Source organism: Brevundimonas sp. ALps5, from assembly GCF_058681645.1.
In genome coordinates this window covers 56,522-78,073 of record NZ_CM178744.1, presented here as the reverse complement: position 1 = coordinate 78,073, position 21,552 = coordinate 56,522, and the positions used below count along the sequence as shown (strand labels likewise).

11 protein-coding genes are annotated in these 21,552 nt (G+C 67.2%); 9 read left to right on the top strand and 2 right to left on the bottom strand.

The features are described 5' to 3' along the window. Nucleotides 1–109: 109 nt before the first annotated feature. Nucleotides 110–1,084, top strand: a complete 975-nt coding sequence (locus ACW172_RS00230; protein ID WP_492035027.1) for a LacI family DNA-binding transcriptional regulator — start codon at nucleotides 110–112, stop codon at nucleotides 1,082–1,084. A gap of 5 nt (nucleotides 1,085–1,089) precedes the next feature. Here ACW172_RS00230 and ACW172_RS00225 read toward each other — a convergent pair whose 3' ends face one another. Continuing rightward, nucleotides 1,090–2,700, bottom strand: coding sequence for an alpha-glucosidase (locus tag ACW172_RS00225; protein WP_492035026.1), 1,611 nt, complete (start codon nucleotides 2,698–2,700; stop codon nucleotides 1,090–1,092). Between the two features lie 32 nt (nucleotides 2,701–2,732). Continuing rightward, nucleotides 2,733–4,520, bottom strand: coding sequence for an alpha-amylase family glycosyl hydrolase (locus ACW172_RS00220; protein ID WP_492033195.1), 1,788 nt, complete (start codon nucleotides 4,518–4,520; stop codon nucleotides 2,733–2,735). Between the two features lie 351 nt (nucleotides 4,521–4,871). On the opposite strand from ACW172_RS00220, the gene ACW172_RS00215 reads away from it, so the two are divergent. From ACW172_RS00215 to ACW172_RS00180, 8 genes are all read left to right on the top strand, one after another. Then, complete coding sequence (locus ACW172_RS00215) at nucleotides 4,872–7,658, top strand: TonB-dependent receptor (protein ID WP_492033194.1); 2,787 nt, start codon at nucleotides 4,872–4,874, stop codon at nucleotides 7,656–7,658. Between the two features lie 130 nt (nucleotides 7,659–7,788). Beyond that, nucleotides 7,789–9,303, top strand: a complete 1,515-nt coding sequence (locus tag ACW172_RS00210; protein ID WP_492033193.1) for a tryptophan halogenase family protein — start codon at nucleotides 7,789–7,791, stop codon at nucleotides 9,301–9,303. Then, nucleotides 9,300–10,304 (top strand): cupin-like domain-containing protein, encoded by a 1,005-nt coding sequence (locus ACW172_RS00205; protein WP_492033192.1) that lies wholly within the window; start codon nucleotides 9,300–9,302, stop codon nucleotides 10,302–10,304. Before ACW172_RS00210 ends, ACW172_RS00205 begins: the two co-directional genes overlap by 4 nt. A 126-nt stretch (nucleotides 10,305–10,430) precedes the next feature. Further along, nucleotides 10,431–12,977, top strand: coding sequence for a glycoside hydrolase family 3 protein (locus ACW172_RS00200; RefSeq protein WP_492033191.1), 2,547 nt, complete (start codon nucleotides 10,431–10,433; stop codon nucleotides 12,975–12,977). A 70-nt stretch (nucleotides 12,978–13,047) separates the two neighbouring features. After that, nucleotides 13,048–14,325, top strand: coding sequence for a cation:proton antiporter (locus ACW172_RS00195; RefSeq protein ID WP_492033190.1), 1,278 nt, complete (start codon nucleotides 13,048–13,050; stop codon nucleotides 14,323–14,325). A gap of 102 nt (nucleotides 14,326–14,427) precedes the next feature. Then, nucleotides 14,428–15,669 carry an MFS transporter gene (locus ACW172_RS00190; RefSeq protein ID WP_492033189.1) on the top strand — a complete coding sequence of 414 codons (1,242 nt, stop codon included), beginning with the start codon at nucleotides 14,428–14,430 and terminating at the stop codon, nucleotides 15,667–15,669. A 416-nt stretch (nucleotides 15,670–16,085) separates the two neighbouring features. Further along, the gene (locus tag ACW172_RS00185; protein WP_492033188.1) at nucleotides 16,086–18,386 is read left to right on the top strand and encodes a beta-glucosidase family protein; all 2,301 of its coding nucleotides are present in this window, start codon (nucleotides 16,086–16,088) and stop codon (nucleotides 18,384–18,386) included. 62 nt (nucleotides 18,387–18,448) lie between these two features. Further along, nucleotides 18,449–21,532, top strand: coding sequence for a TonB-dependent receptor (locus tag ACW172_RS00180; RefSeq protein ID WP_492033187.1), 3,084 nt, complete (start codon nucleotides 18,449–18,451; stop codon nucleotides 21,530–21,532). Nucleotides 21,533–21,552: the final 20 nt, after the last annotated feature.

Genomic DNA, 21,552 nt, shown 5'->3' with positions numbered 1-21,552 from the left:
GTTGTGGCGCCGCATGAATAAGCAAGTTTTGCAGAAAATTTTGCAGACGACCCGCCTGGAGCCCGCGACCTTGAGCCGCAAGACCACCCGACTGGAAGACCTGGCGCGTATGGCCGGGGTGTCGATCGCGACGGCGTCGCGCGCGCTGAACGACAGTCCCGCCGTCAACGACCGCACCAAACAGGCCATCTGGAAGCTGGCGCGCGAGCACGACTATCCGTTCCGCCGCTACATGCCGGCCGGTCCGATCGGGGCCCAGGGTACGATCGCCCTGGTGACGCCGCGTCCGCAGGGGCGGGAAGGGCGCCTCAGCGATCCCTTCTTCCTGGAGCTTCTGGCGGGGGTCGGGGAGGCGGCGCGCGAGCGCGGTTGCGATCTGGTGATGAGCCATGTCTCGCCGGCCAATCTGGACGATCTGTCGGTGGCCATGACCACCAGCCGCGCCGACGGCGTCATCTTCCTCGGCCAGAGCACCCTGCACGCGGCCTTCAACCGCATGGCCGAGACCGAGAGCCGGTTCGTGGTCTGGGGCGCCGAACTGCCGGACCAGAACTACTGCTCGGTCGGCTCCGACAACATCAGCGGCGGACGTCGCGCGACCGCGCACCTGGCGCGTCTGGGCCGCAAGCGTATCGTCTTCCTCGGCGACCTCGATCCGCCCGAGGCCATGCAGCGTCAGCGCGGCTATGCCGAGGCCATGGAGGCCGCCGGTCTGGGCGTCGATCCGGATCTGGTCGTGCCCGCCCATTTCGAGGTCGAGAGCGCCGAGGCCTCGGTCGATTCCCTGCTGGCGCGCGGGCTGGAGTTCGACGGCATCGTCGCGGCGTCCGACCTGATCGCGCTGGGCGCCGTGCGCTCGCTGCTGCACCACGGCAAGACGGTGCCCGGCGACGTCTCCGTCATCGGCTTCGATAATGTGCCGTTCAGCCGCTACAGCCGTCCGGCCCTGTCGACCATCGCCCAGGACACCATGAAGGCGGGCCGGCTGATGGTCTCCAAACTGCTCGATTCCACGGGCGACCGCGCCGGCCGGTCCGAACGCATTCCGACCGATCTGATCGTGCGCGAGACCTGCGGCGGCTGATCGCATCAGGCCCGCGCCAGCAGCAGACCGGCCAGCGAGGGCAGGGTTCCGGAGGCCGGATCGGGCGTATTGACCGCCTCGACCACCCGCCAGCCGTCGGGCAGCGTCCACGCCTCGGCCGAATGGCCCAGGTTGAAGACGCAGAGCAGGGCCTCGTCGCCCTCGCCGCGTTCGAACGACAGCACGGGGCCGGCGACCGGATACATATGCATGCCGCCGGTGCGCAGGGCCGGGTAGCGGTGGCGCAGGCCGATCAGCTCGCGCGACAGGTTCAGGATCGAGGCCGGATCGGCGTCCTGAACATCGACGGCCAGCGGATAGTGGCGCGGATCGATCGGCAGCCAGGGCTCGACGGTGGAGAAGCCGGCCTGAACGGTGTCGGCCTTCCACGGGATCGGGGTGCGGGCGCCGTCGCGGCCGAGAGTCTCGGGCCAGTTGGCGATGGCCTCGGGATCGACCAGACGTTCGAACGGCACCTCGGCCTGGGGCAGGCCCAGCTCCTCGCCCTGATAGACGAAGACATTGCCGCGCAGGGACATGAGTAGCAGCATCGTCATCTCGGCGAACTGTTTCTCGTCGCGGCCCTCGGCCCAGCGGGAGATGGCGCGCGGCGCGTCGTGGTTGGAGAAGGTCCAGGACGGCCAGCCCTCGCCGTCGACGCCGGGCCACATGGCCGGGCCCTGTTCGACCAGTTCGGCGCTGAGGTGGTCGGAATAGAGGTACAGGAAACCGTAGGCCGAATGCAGCCGGTCGGTCCCCTGGGTGTACTGTTTCATCTCCTCATTGGCGCGGTCGCCGCCGACCTCCGCAACGAGGAAGCGGTCTCCCGGATAGGTCTCGGCCAGGGCGCGCAGACGGCTGAGGAAGACCGGGATCTCCGGCTGGGACTGGTTGTGGATCTTGTCCTGGAAGTCGAAGGGCCGGGTCCGCTTGCCGTTCGAGGTGAAGGCCGGATTGTCGGTCAGCTTGGGATCGTGGATGGCGAAGTTGATGGCGTCCAGACGGAAGCCGTCCACGCCCCGGTCCAGCCAGAAGCGCATGGCGTCGATCAGGGCGTCCTGCACCTCCGGATTGGCCACATTCAGCTGCGGCTGCTCCTTGAGGAAGTTGTGCATGTAGTACTGGCGGCGGCGCGCGTCCCAGGTCCAGGCGGGGCCGCCAAACACTGACTGCCAGTTCGATGGCGGCGAGCCCTCGGGCTTGGCGTCGGCCCAGACGTACCAGTCGGCCTTGGGGTTCGTCCGGTTCTGGCGGCTTTCCGTGAACCACGGATGCTCGTCCGAGGTGTGGGAATAGACCTGGTCGATGATGACCTTCAGCCCCAGTTCGTGGGCGCGGGCGACCATGGCGTCGAAGTCGGCCAGGGTCCCGAAGATCGGGTCGACGTCGGTATAGTCCGAGACGTCATAGCCGAAGTCCTTCATCGGCGAGGTGAAGAAGGGCGACAACCAGACGCCGTCGACGCCCAGGGAGGCGATGTGATCCAGATGGGCGGTGATGCCGGGCAGGTCGCCGACGCCGTCGTTGTTCGTATCGGCGAAGCTGCGCGGATAGACCTGATACAGGACCGCGCCGCGCCACCATTCGGTGGCGGCGTCGGCGGACGCGCCCATCATTTCAGATTGGGGATGGCTCAGGGTCTGGACGTTCACTCTTGGCCTTCCGAAACGCAGATCATGTAGTCGAGGGGCGGGACGCTAACCCGGATCGTCCCGGGCGCCGATGCCGCGGCGGGGCAGGTCCCGCGCAGGCTGTTCCACTTTTGCGACGCGGCCGCGACTTCCACATTGGCGGTCAGGGCCTCGGTCGAGGTGTTGTAGAGGATCAGGGTCTCGCCCGGCTGGCCGTCGATCACGCGGCTGACGGCGAACAGGCCGGGCTTGTCGCCGGCGAAGCGCACGATCTGGCGGCCACGGCGCAGGGCCGGGTCGGCGGCGCGGATGCGGGCCATCCCGGCGATGCGCTGATAGAGGGGCGCGGTGGTGTCGAAGGGGGCGTGATCTCCGCCGATGCGGCGGTGGCGGGCGTAGTCGGCGACCTGGCTCTGGAACATGTCGGCGCGCGCGGCGCCGTAGCCGCCTTCACCCGCGAAGCCCTGTTCGTCGCCGTAGTAGATGACCGGGGCGCCGCGCGAGAACATCATCAGGGCGTGGGCGAGCGTGTCGCGCGCCAGAAGCTCCTCGTCAGAGGCGTCCGGATGGGCCTTGGCGATGAAGCCGCCGATGCGGCCCATGTCGTGGTTGCCGAGGAAGGTCGGCAACTGCATCGCGCCCTGTTCGCCGCCGGCATAGAGGGCGTCGGCCATGAACAGCCGGGCGAGGGCGTCCGTGCCCTTCACCCCGTTGGCGACGTCGGTCGCCGTGGTCTGGAAGGCGAAGTCGAGCACCGCCGGATAGCGGTCCACCTGGGTGAAGCGGGCCAGCATCGCCGGGTCGTGGTCATAGACCTCGCCGAAGATGTGGAAGTTGGGGATGCCCTTCGCCTTCGCGCGTTCCAGCATGGCCGGGACGAAGGCCTGCCAGAACTCCGGGTTCACATGGCGGGCGGTGTCGATGCGGAAGCCGTCGACGCCGTAGCGGTCGATCCAGTCTCCGTAGATGTCGATCATGCCCTGAACCACGCGCGGGTTCTCGGTGAACAGGTCGTCGAGGCCGGCGAAGTCGCCCTCGGTCGAGCTCTCGCCCGCGAAGGTCGAGTCGCCGCGGTTGTGATAGTAGATCGGGTCGTTCAGCCAGGCCGGGACCTTCACCGTCTCCTCGCCCGCCGGAAGGTAGGGGGTGTAGGCGTAGTTCGGGCTGGTCAGCCGGTCGAAGTTCGAGCCGTCGAAGCCCGCGTTGATCGGGGCGCCGCCCACGCCGCCCTGACGCGAGTAGGGATAGTCGGCGCGGCTGCGGTAGGCGCAGTCGTTCTTCGGGCACTCGCGATAGCGGATCACATCGGCCGTGTGGTTGGCGATGATGTCCATATAGACCTTCATCCCGCGCGCATGGGCGGCCTCGACCAGGGCGGCGAACTCGGCGTTGGTCCCGAAATGCGGATCGACCGAGGTGAAGTCGGTGATCCAGTAGCCGTGGGCGCCCGAGAACTCGTGGCCCGGCTCGCCCTGGACCGGCTTGTTCCTGAACACCGGCGCGACCCAGACCGCGGTGGCGCCGAGGCCCTGGATGTAGTCGAGGCGGCGGGTCAGGCCGGCGAGGTCGCCGCCGTGGTAGAAGCCTTCATCGGTCGGATCGAAGCCGTTCTGCAGCTTGCCGCCGGGAATGCCGCCAGTGTCGTTGGCGCGATTCCCGTTCTCGAACCGGTCGGGCAGCAGGAAATAGATGACTTCATCCTGGGGCAGGCGGGCGCGGAAGTCTGCGGGCGCGGTCTGAGCAGCCGGGGAGGGGCGCGCGCCGGCCGCCTGGGCCATGGCCGCGCCGCACACGATCATGCCCATGACACCGGTTGCAACGGCTACAGACGCACGGATCATTCGGTTTTGGGTGCTTCGCCGTCCCATACGTTCCTGTCCAGTTTGCAGTCGAATGCATCGTTCGTCTGACGTGTTTGCAAGATTTTGCAAAACCGCCCCGGCCTGTCAATCGCCTGATTTTGCCGTGCTGTCCTGCGTCAAAATCGCATGCTGCGCTGCAACATCTCGATTCTAGCTGTGTTTTGGCGACGCCATACCGGCGGTTTTTGTTGTTCCAATCATTACGGACTTGCAAGGCTGCCGATCTTTTGCATATTTTTGCGACAGGCCAGATCGCAGCGTCAGAAACGCGGGCGGCCACCAGGGAGGTAGATGATGATCAATCGTTTCAACATTCGCGCACGTCTGATGACCGGCGGAGCGATCGGCGCCGTGGCCATGATGGCCTTCGCCGGCGCGGCCAGCGCCCAGACGACGCCTGCTCCGGCCGATCCCGACGCGACCCAGGTCGATGAAGTCGTGGTCACCGGCATCCGCGCCTCGATCGCCAACTCGATCGCCGCCAAGGCGCGCAACACCTCCATCGTCGAAGTCATTTCGGCCGAGGACATCGGCAAGCTGCCGGACGTCTCCATCGCCGAATCGCTGGGCCGTCTGCCTGGCCTGAGCACGCAGCGCCTGGACGGCCGCTCGCAGGCCCTGTCGATCCGCGGCCTCGGCCCGGACTTCACCACCGCCCTTCTGAACGGCCGCGAACAGGTCACCACCGGCGACAACCGTGGCGTCGAGTTCGACCAGTATCCGTCGGAACTGCTGAGCGGCGTGACCGTCTACAAGACCCCGGACGCTGGCCTGATCGGCCAGGGCCTCGCTGGCACCGTCGACATGCAGACCATCCGTCCGCTGTCCTACGGCCATCGCACCATCGCGGTGAACGCCCGCTATGAGCTGAACGACATCGGCGCGCTGAACTCGGGCACCACCGACCACGGCAACCGCTATTCGATCTCCTACATCGACCAGTTCCTGGACGGGACCCTGGGCGTGGCCATCGGCTATGCCCACATGGAGAGCCCCTATCAGTCCGAGCGCTTCAACAGCTGGGGCTACGCCAACCTGAACGCCACGACCCTCGTCGAGGGCGGCCTCAAGCCCTACGTCATGTCGAGCGAGCTGAAGCGCGACGGCGTTATGGGCACCCTGGAGTGGAAGCCGAACGACCGCTTCTCCTCGACCATCGACGCCTTCTATTCGAAGTTCGAGAACTCCCAGGTCCTGCGCGGCATCGAGTTCCCGCTGCAGTGGGGCGGTTCGGCCGGCAACTGTACGGTCAACGTCCAGAGCGCCATCTGCCGTCCGGGCCCCGCGCTGCGCGCCGGCTATACGGTGCAGGACGGCCTGGTCACCTCCGGCGTCTATGACAACGTCAAGGGCGTGATCCGCAACGACTTCAACGGTCGCGACAGCGAGATCACCTCGATCGGCTGGAACACCAAGTTCCAGGCCACGGACGACTGGGGCTTCGCCCTGGATCTGAACTATTCGAAGGTCGACCGCACCGACCAGATCCTGGAGACCTACTCCGGCACCGGCCGCAATATCGCCGGCCAGCTGGACAGCCTGGGCTTCACCCTGGATTCGGACGGCGTGACCCGTCTGACCAGCACCATCAACTACGCTGATCCGAACCTGATCCGTCTGACCAGCCCGCAGGGCTGGGGCGGCGACATCATCCCGGGCGGCCAGGACGGCTATCTGAACACGCCGACCATCACCGACGAGATCAAGGCCGTTCGCCTGACCGCGCGTCGTGAACTGCACCAGAGCCCGTTCAGCTCGATCGACTTCGGCTTCAACTACACCGAACGCCAGAAGGACTTCATCAACGACCAGTACTTCCTGGGCGTCCCCGGCGGCGCCTCGGCCGTCGTGCCTTCGGCCTTCCTGCTGGCCCCGACCGAACTGGGCTACCTCGGCATTCCGGCCGTCCTGAGCTACGACGCCATCGGCCTGGTCAACAGCGGCTTCTACAACAAGGTCCGCAACCCGAACGCCGACGTCCTGTCGGGCAACTGGGCGGTGACCGAGAAGGTCTCGACCACCTACATCAAGGCCAATATCGACCATAACCTGTTCGGTATGCCCCTGACCGGCAACGTCGGCATCCAGGCGGTCTATACCGACCAGAGCTCCAGCGGCTTCTCGGCCAGCGGCAGCGGCGCCTCGACCCTGTCGACGGCCGTCAACGGCGGCGCGGAATATCTGGAAATCCTGCCCAGCTCGAACTTCATCCTGGAAACGGGTGAGGACATGTTCGTCCGCTTCGCCGTCGCCCGCACCCTGGCGCGGCCGCGGATGGACGATATGCGCGCCTCGCGGAACTACGGCTTCGACGTCTCCAAGAACAATGCCGCGGCCCGTCCCGACACCAACTCGCCGTGGAGCGGCGGTGGCGGCAATCCGGAGCTGAAGCCCTACATCGCCGACGTGGTCGACCTGTCGATCGAGAAGTACTTCGCCAACCGTCGCGGCTACGTCTCGCTGGCCGCCTTCTACAAGAACCTGGAGACCTTCGTTTACACGAAGAACCAGATTTTCGACTTCACCGGCTATCCGACCGGCGGCGTCACCCCGGTGATCAACCAGGGCGTCGTCTCGGCTCCGGCCAACGGCGAGGGCGGTTATATCCAGGGCTTCGAGTTCGCCCTGTCGGTCCCGTTCGAGGTCGTCCATCCGATGCTGGAGGGCTTCGGCGCCCAGTTCAGCTACTCGGAGACCTCCAGCGAGATCCAGCCCGATCCGACCCAGGCTCCGACCGCGGTGCCCGGCCTGTCGGAACGCGTCGCCAACCTGACCGTCTACTATGAGCGCGACGGCTTCCAGGCCCGCGTGTCGGACCGCTACCGTTCGGACTACCTGGGCGAGGTCGCCGGCTTCGGCAACGGCCGCACCCTGCGTTCGGTCGCCGCCGAGAACGTCGTCGACGCCCAGATCGGCTACACCTTCCAGTCGGGCCCGCTCGAGAACCTCGGCATCCTGGCCCAGGTCAACAACCTGACCGACGAGCCGTTCAAGACCTTCCAGAACGGCGACGAGCGCCAGACCATCGACTTCCAGCGCTATGGCCGCACCTTCCTGTTCGGTGTGAGCTACAAGTACTGACGAACACAGCGTCGGGCGTTTCCTCCCTGACCCGACACTGAAACTTGCGCCGCCCGTCCCCCTGACGGGCGGCGTTTTGTTTGCCGCGCGCGTCCTCTAGGGTCGGCGCAGAAAACGGGAATCCAAGGCCATGGCCGAACCCATCAAGTCCGTTCTCATCGTCGGCGGCGGCACCGCCGGCTGGATGGCCGCGGCGGCGCTGAACCGCTCGCTCGGCCCCAACTGCCAGGTCTCGCTGGTCGAAAGCGACGACATCGGCATCGTCGGGGTGGGGGAGGCGACCGTGCCGCCCATCCGCGACTTCAACGCCCTGATCGACCTCGACGAGGCCGAGTTCATGCGCGAGACCCAGGCGACGCTGAAGCTGGGCATCGAGTTCGTCGACTGGGGGACGAAGGGCAACACCTACCTCCACCCCTTCGGCACCTACGGTCCGGGGCCGACGCTGGGGGAGTTCCAGCAGTCGTTTCTGGCGCTGAGGGCGCAGGACCGCGTGCCGGACGACGTCGAGGCGTATTCGCTGTGCAGTCAGGCGATCAAGGCGGGCAAAGCGGCCTTCCGCGACCCCGATCCGCGCTCGCCGCTGAACGCCCTGTTCACCGCCTACCACTTCGACGCCGGCCTCTATGCCCGCTACCTCAGGAAGGTCTGCGAGGGGCGAGGCGTGACCCGGATCGAGGGCGAGATCGTCGACGTCGCGCTGCGCCCCGACAACGGCTTCGTCGACCGGGTGAAGCTGAAGGACGGCCGCGAACTGAGCGCCGACCTGTTCATCGACTGCACCGGCTTTCGGGGCCTGCTGATCGAGGGAGCGCTCAAGGCCGGGTTTGAGGACTGGTCGCACTGGCTGCCGATGAACCGCGCCTGGGCCGTGCCGTGCGACCGGGTCGCCCCGACCACGCCCTTCACCCGCTCCACCGCCCGCGACGCCGGCTGGCAGTGGCGCATCGCCCTGCAGCACCGGACCGGCAACGGTCACGTCTACTGCAATGACTTCATGGGCGACGACGAGGCGCGGCAGGTGCTGCTGGACAACCTCGACGGTCCGGCCCAGGCCGAGCCACGTCCGCTGCGTTTCACCACGGGGCGTCGCAAGCGGTTCTGGGAGAAGAACGTCGTGGCGCTGGGCCTGTCGAGCGGCTTCATCGAGCCGCTGGAATCGACCAGCATTCACATGGTCCAGTCGGGCATCTACCGCCTGCTGCAGCACTTCCCGGACAGCCGCTTCAGCCCGGTGAACATCGAGACCTACAACCGCCGCATCGGGGCCGAGGTCGAACTGATCCGAGACTTCGTGATCCTGCACTATCATGCGACCCAGAGGGACGACACGCCGTTCTGGCGGCACGTCGCGGCCATGCCGGTGCCGGATACGCTGAGCCAGCGTGTCGAGGCTTTCCGCGACCGGGGCCTGCTCTATCAGTCCGGCGCGGACGAATACTTCAGCCAAGGGTCCTGGATGGCGGTGATGTACGGCCAGGGCATCAAGCCGACGGGGTTCAATCCGCTGTACGGCTTCCAGAACCTCGATCAGGTCCAGGCCGGCTTCGGCCAGATCGCCGAACGCTGGCGCGAGGTCGCGGCGCGGATGCCGATGCATGACGACTTCCTGAAGGCGCGCGGCATGTGGGCGGGCGCTGAATGAAGGCGGTTCCCGTCTTCCACGGCGTCGACCGCGCCCGGTTCGAGGCGGAGATCGTCCCGGCGGGCCGTCCGGCGGTTCTCAGGGGGCTGGTCGCCGACTGGCCGATCGTGAGGGCAGCGTCGTCGGACGAGGCCCTGGCGGACTATCTGGGCGGCTTCGACAACGGCCGGCCGGTGCGGACCTTCGTCGGGGCGCCGGAGATGGGCGGGCGGTTCGGCTATTCGCCGGACCTGAAGGGCTTCAACCACGAGCAGATGATGGCGCCGCTGGCCGAGCTGCTGCGGCGGCTGCTGGCCGGGCGCGGCGATCCGCGCATGCCGCACGTCTATGCCGGGGGTGTGCCCGCGCCCGACGTCCTGCCGGGTTTGCCTGAGGCCAATCCCATGCCGTTGCTGGATGCCGGCATGGAGCGGCTGACCTCGTTGTGGATCGGCAACCGGTCGCGGACGGCGGCGCACTGGGACCTGCCCCAGAACCTGGCCTGTGTGGTGCGGGGCAGGCGGCGCTTCACCCTGTTTCCGCCCGAGCAGATCGGCAACCTCTATGTCGGGCCGCTGGACTTCACCCTCGCCGGCCAGCCGATCAGCCTGGTCGACATCGTCGATCCCGACTTCGAGGCGCACCCGAAATTCCGCGCGGCGCTGGACCAGGCCGAGGTCGCCGAGCTGGAGCCCGGCGACGCCCTCTACCTGCCCAGCCTCTGGTGGCACCACGTTGAAACGCCCGAGGATTTCGGGGCCATGGTCAATCTGTGGTGGCGCGACGGCCCGGCCTATATGACCACGCCGCTGCTGACCCTGTTCCACGGCCTGACCACGATCCGCGACCTGCCGGCGGACGAGCGGATGCGCTGGCGGGCCTTCTTCGACCACTATGTCTTCCAGACCGGCGACGACCCCGTGGCCCATATCCCGGTGGCGGCGAGGGGGGTTCTGGCCCCGATGACCCACGATCTGCTGGGCCGGATCAGGGCGCTGATCGGTCGCAGCCTGCAACGTTGAGAGCGTTCTCAATTTTTGATGACAAGCGCCCGGGAAGGCGCCATCACTGGACCCAAGGCTCCCTCGCCGGGACGGTCGCCGCGCAATGAGCGGCCGGGGCAGGGGCCATTGGTCGAGGAAGATTCCATGACGTCCGCCGTCTCCAGACTGGCCCTCGCGGCCGCGATTCCGTTCCTGGGCCTCGCGCCGCTGAGCGCTGCCTTTGCGCAGACCGGACCGACCCCGGCGCAGATCTCCAGCGCGCGGCCCGACTCGACGGCGCACCCGGCCCTGTGGCCCCATGCCCAGTCGCCGGCCGCCATGAGCGACGCCGAGACCGAGGCCTTCGTCACCGCGCTGATGAGCCGGATGACGCTGGAGGAGAAGGTCGGCCAGACCATCCAGGCCGACATCAGCACCATCACCCCGGAAGATCTGGCGACCTATCCGCTGGGGTCGATCCTCGCGGGCGGCAGCTCCGGCCCGTGGGGCGACGACAAGGCGCCGGCGCAGAAATGGGTCGACCTGTCCCGCGCCTTCCGTGCGGCGGCCGCGGCCCGGCCGGGCGCGAAGGTCCCGCTGATCTACGGCATCGACGCCGTGCACGGGCACAACAACGTGCCGGGCGCGACCATCTTCCCGCACAACATCGGCCTGGGCGCCGCGCGCGATCCCGACCTGATCCGCCGCATCGGCGAGGCGACGGCGATGGAGGTGGCGGTCACCGGCGCCGACTGGACCTTCGGCCCGACCCTGGCCGTGCCCCGCGACGACCGCTGGGGCCGCTCCTACGAAGGCTATTCCGAGGATCCGGAGGTTCAACGCGCCTATGCCGGGCCGATGACGCTCGGTTTGCAGGGCGAGCTGTCGGCCGACCATCCGCTGGCGCCCGGCCATATCGCCGGTTCGGCGAAGCATTTCCTCGCGGACGGCGGCACCTTCGAGGGCGAGGACCAGGGCGACTTCAGGGGAACCGAACAGGAGCTGATCGACATCCATCTTGGCGGCTATCCGGCGGCGATCGACGCGGGCGTCCTGTCGGTCATGGCCAGCTTCTCGGGCTGGAACGGGGTCAAGCATTCCGGCAATCACAGCCTGCTGACCGACGTCCTGCGCGGCCCCCTGGGCTTCGACGGCTTCGTGGTCTCCGACTGGAACGCCCACGGCCAGCTGCCCGGCTGCACCAATGACAGCTGCCCCCTGGCCATCAACGCCGGCATCGACATGCTGATGGCGCCCGACACCTGGAAGCCGCTCTACGCCAGCACGCTTGAGGCCGCGCGGACGGGAGCGATCCCGACGGCGCGTCTGGACGAGGCCGTGCGCCGCATTCTGCGGGCCAAGGTCAAGGCGGGCGTCTTCCGTCCGGACCGGCCGGTCGAGGGCGACCTGTCGCAACTGGCGTCTCCGGCGCACCGGGCCGTGGCCCGCGAGGCGGTGCGCGAATCGCTGGTCCTGCTCAAGAACGAAGGCTCGGTCTTGCCCATCCGGGCCGGGGCGCGAGTGCTGGTGGCGGGCGCCGCCGCCGACGACATCGGTCAGGCGGCGGGCGGCTGGACCCTGGCCTGGCAGGGCACGGGAAACACCAACGCCGACTTCCCGCAGGGCCAGTCGATCTGGGGCGGTATCGAGGAGGCCGTGAAGGCCTCGGGTGGAACCGCGACGCTCAGCGCCGACGGGGTCTTCAGCCAGAGTCCGGCCGAGAAGCCTGATGTCGCCATCGTCGTCTTCGGCGAGACCCCCTATGCCGAGTTCCAGGGCGACGTCGACACCCTCGACTTCATCCCGACCGGCCCACTGGAGACGCTGAAGAAGCTGAAGGCGGCGGGCATTCCGACCGTGTCTGTCTTCCTGTCCGGGCGGCCGATGTGGACCAATCCGGAGATCAATGCGTCCGACGCCTTCGTCGCGGCCTGGCTGCCGGGCACCGAGGGCGGCGGCGTCGCCGATGTCCTGATCGGCGATGTGGCGGGCAAGCCGCGCCACGACTTCCACGGAACCCTGTCGTTCAGCTGGCCCAAGAACGCCAGGGGTGAGCCCCTGAACCACGGCCAGCCCGGCTATGACCCGCAGTTCGCCTATGGCTATGGCCTGACCTATGCCCACGGCGCCCCGGTCGGGACCCTGTCGGAGGAGAGCGGCGTCGAGGCCGCGACCTCCAACGTCGACCACTATTTCGTCGACGGCCGCTATGTCGCGCCCTGGGGGCTGATGCTCCGCGACGCGGGCGGTCAGAACAAGCCGGGCACGGTCAAGGACGCCTCCAGCCCGCGAGGCGGCGTCTCGGTGCGCCCCATCGACGATCTGGCCCAGGAAAGCGGCCAGCAGTTCGCCTTCTCCGGCTCGGGCGCGGCCCAGGCCTTCATCGAGGGCACGCCCGTCGACCTGACCCGTCAGGCCAATGGCGAGCTGGCGCTGAGCTTCCGCTATCGCATCGACGCGGCGCCGCAAGGGTCGGTCGGCCTGTCGGTCGGGCAGGGGAGGGTGGACGTCACCGAACTGTTCCGCGCGGCCCCGGTTCGCGAGTGGCGGACGTTGAAGGTGCGGCTGTCCTGCCTGCGCGAGGCGGGGGCCGACATCGCCCATGTCGATGTGCCGTTCCGGCTGGACACCGACGCCGCCTTCACCGTCTCGGTGTCGGAAATCGAACTGGCGCCGAACGCCAACGACACCGTCTGTCCCGCGAGACAATAGAGGCGCGAAACTGTAGGCTGAATGACGGCGAGACCCGCGAAGACAGGCCGCCGAAGGGGGAGGAAAAACGATGACCGCATCCGTCCACGCGACCGAGCAGCTGCTGTTCTCGATTCTGGTCCAGCTGATCATCATGATCGGCGCGGCCCGGCTGCTGAACATCGTTTTCCGCAAGCTGGGACAGCCGGGGGTGATCGGTGAGATCGTCGCCGGCCTGCTGCTGGGCCCGTCGCTGTTCGGGCATTTCTTCCCCGAGCTGTCGGTCAGTCTGTTCGGGGCCAAGGCGGCCCAGCCGATCGTGATCCTGAGCCAGATCGGCCTGATCCTGCTGATGTTCCAGATCGGGTCGGAGTTCGAGTTCGGCCATCTGAAGACGCCGAAGAACCGGCGCGCCATGGTCTGGGTCTCCCTCCTGTCGATCACCGTGCCCTTCGGCCTGGGCTTCGCTATCGGTCAGGTGACCCAGCCGGTGCTGGCGCCGGGGATCAACACCCTGGTCTACAGCCTGTTCTGCGGGGTGGCCCTGGCGATCACCGCCGTGCCGATCCTGGGCCGCATCCTGCGCGAGTTCGGCCTGACCAAGGACGAGATGGGCGTCGTCGCCATCTCCTCGGCCGCCGTCAATGACGTGGTCGGCTGGATCCTGCTGGCGGTGATCTCGGCCTATGCGGCGTCGCAGCTTTCGACCGCCCATCTGGGCATCCAGCTGGGTGGGCTGGCGGGTCTGGGTCTGGTGCTGTGGTTCCTGTTGCGGCCCGCCGTCGACTGGCTGATGACGCGCTTCCCGATCGTGGACGGCCAGATCCCGCCGACCCTGATGGCCATCGTCGTCGCCCTGACCTTCGCGCTCGGGATCACGACCTACAAGCTGAACATATTCGCCATCTTCGGCGGCTTCGCGGCGGGTCTGCTGTTCCACCGGCACGAGGACTTCGTCGCCGCCTGGCGTCAGCAGGTGGGCCAGTTCGTGCTGGTCTTCTTCCTGCCGATCTTCTTCACCTTCACGGGCTTGAGGACCAATCTGCTGGGCCTGGGCCTCGAGGACCTGGGCTGGCTGGCCCTGATCCTGGCGGCGGCGGTGCTGGGCAAGATCGTGCCCGTCTATTTCGGCGCCCGGATCGCCGGCTTCGACCATCCGCGCGCGATGGTGCTGGGCACGCTGATGAACACCCGGGCCCTGATGGAGCTGATCGTGCTCAACATCGGCTACGACATGGGCTTCCTGCCGCAGAAGGTCTTCACCATGCTGGTCATCATGGCCGTGGTGACCACGGTCATGACCGGGCCGCTGCTCAAGTGGCTGCTGCCCATGACCGGCCATGTCGCCCCGAGGCAGGTCGAGGCCTGATCGTTCCGCTTCCGATCTCGAAAGACCGTCGAACCGCTTGCGAAAGCCGCGTCTCTGGCTGACACATTGGCCGATGCAGCGGACCGCCGAGGCCAGATTCTGATGTCCGACAGCGCCCCGATCGGGACGCCGACCGGGACGCCGGTCGCACCGCGTGGACTCGGCTTCCTGCTGCTCTACGCCCTGGCCTGGGGCGGCGGGGTCATCGCCTATGTGCCGCTGCTGACCCTGATCCTGCCGGTCAAGATCGAGACCATCGCCCCGGACGACAAGGTCGCGCTGCTGAGCCTGACCACCCTGCTGGGCGCGGTCGTGGCCAGCGCCATGAACGTCCTGATCGGCATGGTCAGCGACCGGACGGTGATGCGCGAGCGGGGACGGCGGCCCTGGGTGGCCATGGGACTGGTCCTGACCCTGATCTCCTATGCCGTGCTCCACGCCGCGACCACGCCCGTGGCCCTGGTGATCGGGGTGATGCTGTTCCAGGCCGCGCTCAATCTGATGCTGGCTCCGCTCAGCGCCGTGCCCGCCGATGAGATCCCCGACGCCCAGAAGGGTCTGGTCGGCGGGCTGATGGGGGCGGTCTATACCTTCGGCGCCCTGGCCGGGATGGTGGTCACCGCCTCGCCCTGGTTCTCGGAGCGGATGCAACTGACCATAGCCGGGGTGCTGGTCTCGGCGGGTGTGCTGCCCTTCCTGCTGCTGAGCCGCAAGCGCGGCCCCATCGTCCCGGCCTCGGCGCCGATGATCCGGGCCGGGAGCCGCCGCAAGCGCAACCTGATCCGCATCTGGATCGCCCGGCTGCTGGTCCAGATCGCGGGCAGCATTTTCTTCGCCTACCTCCTCTTCTATTTCGAGACGGTCGACCGGACGGGGCTGTCGTTCGCGGGCGGAGACATCACCAGTCAGGTCGCCTGGCTGGCCGGGTCGGTGACCCTGGTCCTGGCCCCCCTGTCGATCGCCACGGGGCGGCTGTCCGACGCGGTCAGGTCGAGGAAGCCTTTCCTCGTGGTCACCGCGGCCATGGTCACCGTCGGCCTGTTGACCCTGGCGCTCCTGCCCCAGTGGGCGCCGGCGGCCCTGGGCTATGTGCTGTTCGCCTGTGGCTGCGGCCTGTTTCTGGCGCTGCAGAGCGCCTACGCCATGCAACTCCTGATCACGCCCGAGCATCGCGGGCGGGATATGGGGGTGCTCAATCTGACCAATACCATCCCGGCCCTGATCGCCCCGTCGATGGCCTATCTGATGGCCGGGGAGGGGGATTTCACCCTGCTGCTTCTGGTGTTGGCGGGACTCACCGGCGTCGCCCTGATCCTCTGTTTGCAGGTTCGTGATGAGGCCTGAGCGGACCCCGGCGAGACGAAAACTCGACGGTCCGTCGATTGTTTCTCGCCTGAAATCAACAGAGTACCGCCGGTCGGCGAGACTGTAACCATTTGTGGCTTCTTTGGGGTTGTGAACGCTCTCAACCCGTGTTCTACCTTGAGCATGAGGGGGCGAAGACCCTCCAGGGACGGAAACAGAGGAGCAGCAGACACACGAAATCGGAAGACGTCTTTCCAGATATGCGGATGGCCGAAAGGTTTCGGGTCCGTGGAATGCCGGATTTCGAGGATCGTCAGCCGCCAGATCGACCTTGAGAAGGGTCAAATCGGTTCGGATGGGGTGAGCGGATGCTCACGGGCTGCTCCGCGGCCTTCGATCAACTGTGTCTGATCTGAACTCCCTGCCAATCCAGTCTCGAGGATTCTGGAGGGCGAATGCAGGGTATCGGTCAGCGTTGTTTGCGTCACAGTGTGTCGATCGGCGTTCTCGCGCTGGTCGCCGCGCAGACGTTCGGCGTGCCTGCGTGGGCGGCCGAGGGCGCTCCTGCGCGTGCCGAAGCCGCGCCGACGGCGGTCGCGCAAACCCCCGCACAGGTCCGCGCCGCCGGTCTGGTCGCGCAGATGACCCGCGAGGAGAAGCTGTCGCTGGTGCACGGCTATTTCCCGCCCTGGGCGGATCGCACGCCGGGCGCCCCGGTCGCCGAAATGATCCCTTCCGCCGGCTATGTGCCCGGCGTTCCGCGTCTGGGTATTCCCGCCCTGCGTGAAAGCGACGCCAGCCTGGGCGTCGCCAACCAGGTCGAACAGCGCAAGGGCGACGTCGCCACGGCCCTGCCGTCCAGCCTGGCCACCGCCGCCACCTTCGACCCCGAGATCGCCCACGCGGGCGGGGTGATGATCGGCTCCGAGGCCCGCTCCAAGACCTTCAACGTCCTGCTGGCCGGCGGGGTCAACCTGACCCGCGACCCGTGGAACGGCCGCAATTTCGAATATCTGGGCGAGGACCCTCTGCTGGCCGGAACAATGGCGGGCGAGCACATCCGCGGCGTCCAGTCGAACAACATCGTCTCGACGATCAAACACTACGCCTTCAACAGCCAGGAAACCGGCCGGATGATCATGGACGCCCGTCTCGACGAGGCGTCCCTGCGCGAAAGCGACCTGCTGGCCTTCCAGATCGCCATCGAGCGCGGTCATCCGGGGTCGGTGATGTGCGCCTACAACCGCATCAACGGCGACTACGCCTGCGAGAACGACTTCCTGCTCAATCAGGTGCTGAAGCGCGACTGGGGCTATCCCGGCTGGGTCATGTCCGACTGGGGCGCGGTTCACTCCACCGAGAAGGCCGCGATCAACGGGCTGGATCAGGAATCGGGTCAGGAGCTGGACCGCCAGATCTACTTCGGCGCGCCCCTGACCGAGGCGGTCGCCGCCGGGCGGGTGTCCGAGGCGCGGCTGGATGACATGGTCACGCGCATCCTGGTCGGGATGATCGAGACCGGCGCCATGGATCATCCGGTGTCGACGACGGCGGCGACGCCCGACTATGCCGCCCACGCCGAGGTCGCCCAGCGCGCGGCCGAGGCCGGGATCGTCCTGCTCAAGAATGACGCCGGCGCCCTGCCTCTGATGGCGACGGCGAAGAAGATCGTGCTGATCGGCGGCCATGCCGACGTCGGCGTCCTGTCAGGCGGCGGCTCGTCCCAGGTGCGGTCGGTCGGCGGAGCTCCGGTAGAGATCCCCCTGACCTCGGGCGCGGCGTCCTCGTTCGCCCGGGTGACCTGGCACGCCTCCTCGCCGCTGAACGCCATCAGGGCGACGGCGCCGGATGCCGAGGTGGTCTTCGTCTCCGGAACAGACCGCGCCGCCGCCGCCCGGGCCGCGCGCGGCGCCGATGCGGTCGTGGTCTTCGCCACCCAGTGGACGACCGAGGCCCAGGACGTCGAGACCCTGTCTCTCCCCGATGATCAGGACGCCCTGATCGCCGCCGTCGCCGCCGCCAACCCGCACACCACCGTGGTGCTGGAAACGGGTGGCCCGGTGCTGATGCCCTGGATCGATGCGGTTCCAGCCGTGGTCCAGGCCTGGTATCCGGGCCAGCGCGGCGGCGAGGCCATCGCCCGCATCCTGTTCGGCCAGGTCAATCCGTCCGGCCGCCTGCCCATCACCTTCCCGCGCAGCGCCGACCAGCCGCCGCGTCCGGCCGTGCCGGGTCTGGAGGCCATGAAGGCCCATGACGAGGCGTCGAACGCCGGGTCGGGGTCGTCGGTCGTCTTCGCGCCCTTCCCGGTGGAATACCCCGAGGGCTCCGACGTCGGCTATCGATGGTACGAGCGTGAGGGCAGGGCGCCCCTGTTCCCGTTCGGCCATGGCCTCAGCTACACCAGCTTCCGCTACGGCGCGCTGCGCGTCGAGGGCGGGGCCGGGCTGACGGTCAGCTTCGACGTGACCAACACCGGCGAGCGTGAAGGCACAGACGTGCCCCAGCTCTATGTCGCCGCGGATGCGCCCGGACATGCGCGCCGTCTGGCCGGCTGGTCGCGGGTGACGCTGAAGCCGGGCGAGACCCACCGCGTCACCATCACCGCCGAACCCCGCATCCTGGCCGAGTACGACACCTCGGCGCCCGGCTGGCGGATCGCGGCGGGACCCTATCGCGTCCACGTCGGACACGACGCTCTGGATAACGAACTCGGCGGAGAGGCGACCTTGTCGTCACAGACACTGAAGCCCTGACGCCGGAAAAACCAAGGACCAAGCCGCACAGAGAGGCGGCGCACACGGAGGAGGAGACGACCATGAGACTGCAAAAACGATCCATTGTGACGGCCCTTTTGGCCAGCACGGCCTTGGCCTCGCCGGCCTTCGCCCAGACCGCGACCCAGGCCGATCCGGAGGCGACGACCGTCGAAGAGGTCGTGGTGACCGGCATCCGCGGCTCGCAGGAGCAGGCGATCAACATCAAGCGCAACACCACCGCCGTGGTCGATGCGATCTCGGCGGAAGACATCGGCAAGCTGCCGGACGTCACCGTCGCCGACGCCCTGCAGCGCATCGGCGGCATCCAGATCCAGCGCAGCGCCGGTGAAGGCGCCACGGTCAACATTCGCGGCCTGCCCCAGGTCGTGACCCTGATGAACGGCGAGCAGTTCCTGGCCCCCGGCAACCTGGGCAGCGCCCAGCCGAACCTGAACGACGTGCCCGCCCAGCTGATGAACTCCATCGTCGTCTTCAAGTCGATGGATGTGCACAACGCCCTGTCGGGCATCTCGGGCACCATCGACCTGCGCACCCAGCGGCCCTTCAACTTCAAGGAGGGGATGACCACCGCCCTGGCGACCGAATACGCCACCGGCGAGGACACGCGTCAGGACGACTATCTGTTCAACGCCCTGCTGAACTGGCGCAACGACCGCTTCGGCGTGATGGTCGCCGCGGTCCAGAGCGAAGCCAACCTGGGCAACAACTACTCCGGCATCTCGCAAGGGGTGTTCGGCAACAACGACTGGGGCGGCTCGGCCAACAACTGGATCTCGCCGCACGGCTACGACACCTTCCACCGCGAGGTCGAGCGCAAGCGCACGGGCGTCAACGCCGCCTTCACCTGGCAGATCGACGACGGCTTCGAACTGACCGGCGAGTTCTTCTACACCAAGCTGGAGGAGCATGACCGCGCCGCCGGCCTGAACATCTCCAACCGCTGGAACGGCCTGACCTGGACGACCCCGACGGCCTTCACGACCACGGGCGTCAACGGCTCCAACGGCAATCCCTGGCTGGACGTGACCGAGTATGATCTCGACGTCTGGTGGATGAACTCTTTCTCGGTCAACCGGACCAAGAATGATGAGTCCAAGAACTACAATCTGGAGCTCAAATACGACAAGGGCGGACCCTTCAAGTTCGAGGCGCGCGCCCTTCACGCCGAGGCGTCGCTGCTCAGCATGAACGGTCAGGTCCAGGGCGACCTGTCCAACTGGCAGTATGCGCCGGACCGGTCCTTCACCCTGTTCCGTGACGCGGCCGACCGGACCCGCGGGCCCTTCTACTCGGCGGCGATCGCGGCCCAGTATCCGGCCTCGCAATACTCCAACGCCGTCGTCGGCTCGGCGGGCGGACGCTACATCAACCCGAACCCGCTCGGCATCGGCAACGACCCGCAGATCCATCTGAACATCGGCGGCGGCCAGACGGTCTGGAGCAACTTCAACAACCCGATCGTCGGCGGCCTGGGCAATGTGCCCCTGGCCCAGTACATGGCCAATCAGGACAGCTACGCGGTCGCCGCCTATTCGTCGGAAGGCAACCAGCGCAACCAGTCCGACCTCAGCGTCGTCCGCATGGACGGCAGCTATGAGTTCCAGGCCGAACCGCTGCTCGGCTTCATCAACAAGATCGACGTCGGCCTGCGCCACTCCGATCGCCAGGTGCAGATCGAGAACTTCCACCTGTTCTCGGACGTCAACGGCTGTTCGGTTCAGTGGAAGGCGATCGACGTCGTCATGAACCAGAACCAGTGCTCGGCGGGCGAACAGGTGCCGAACCCGGCCTTCAACCCGGCCCTGCCGGTCAGCGCCACCAACCCGACGACGGTGTTCCAGGGCTATACGGTCAACAAGCCGACCAAGCTCTATGCGAACAACAACACCTACTTCCTGGACAACTACGGCTCGATCACCAGCGGCCTGCCGGGCGTCTGGGTCGTGGATCCGCATGACTTCGACGACGTCGTCGGCTTCCAGAAACGCGTCTTCGGCAGCGCCTATGAGGTCATCATCCCGGGCAACACCTATGACGTCGATCTGTACGAGGACAGCGGCTATCTGAACGCCAACATCGGCTTCGGAAACCTGCACGGGGATGTCGGCGTCCGCGCCATCCGCACCCAGCTGCACGTGCGCCAGAACCAGACCGGCGACACCCGCAACTACGGCGACACCAACCTGGACGTCGGGGACACCTTCACCAAGCGCAGCTACACCGATTATCTGCCGTCGGTGAACCTGGTCTACGACTTCTCCGACCGGCTGAAGCTGCACGCCGCCTACAACAAGACCATGATCCCGCTGGATCTGGGCAACTACGGCGGCGGTGTCACCATCTCGACGGCCGACTCGGCCGGCCCGACCCCGACCGATCCGACGGCGCCGCCCGTGGGCATCCGCCGGGTGACCGGGGCGACCTTCTCGGGCAGCCCGGCTCTGAACCCCTGGCGGTCGAACAACTACGACCTGACCCTTGAGTACTACATGGGCCGGGCCACCATGTTCAGCATCGCCCTGTTCAAGCTGGACATTGAAAGCTTCGTGACCCGGGCGACCGTGCCCGGCGCGGGCTCCTTCCCCGACGGCGACGGCATCATCCGCCGCACCGTGCCGGTCAATATGCCGGTCCAGGGCGACGGCGGCTCGCTGCAGGGCGTGGAACTGGGCGCCAAGTTCGCGCTCAGCGACCTCCTGACGGAGGACAGCTTCTTCCGCGACTTCGGCTTCGACGGCAGCTTCACCTACTCCGACAGCTCGCAAAACTCGCAGAACCTGTCGGGCGACGACCTGCCGTTCCCGGACAACTCCAAGTACCAGGTCAACGCCGCGGTCTGGTACCAGGGCGACAAGCTGCAGGCGCGCGTCGCCTACAACTATCGCACGCCGCGTCTGTCCAGCACCTTCGGAGCCATCCCGATCTACCAGGACACGGCACAGTATGTGGACGTCAACGTCACCTACAACCTGACGGACAACGTCACGATCTACGCCAACGGGTCCAACGTCCTCGGCGAGATCGAGGAATACTATCTCGAGTTCGAGAAAGGGACGGAGCAGTTCCACTCCCGTAACGAGTTCGAGCCCCGCTGGTCGATCGGCGCCCGCGCCAAGTTCTAACCACCACCCCTGGACCCTGG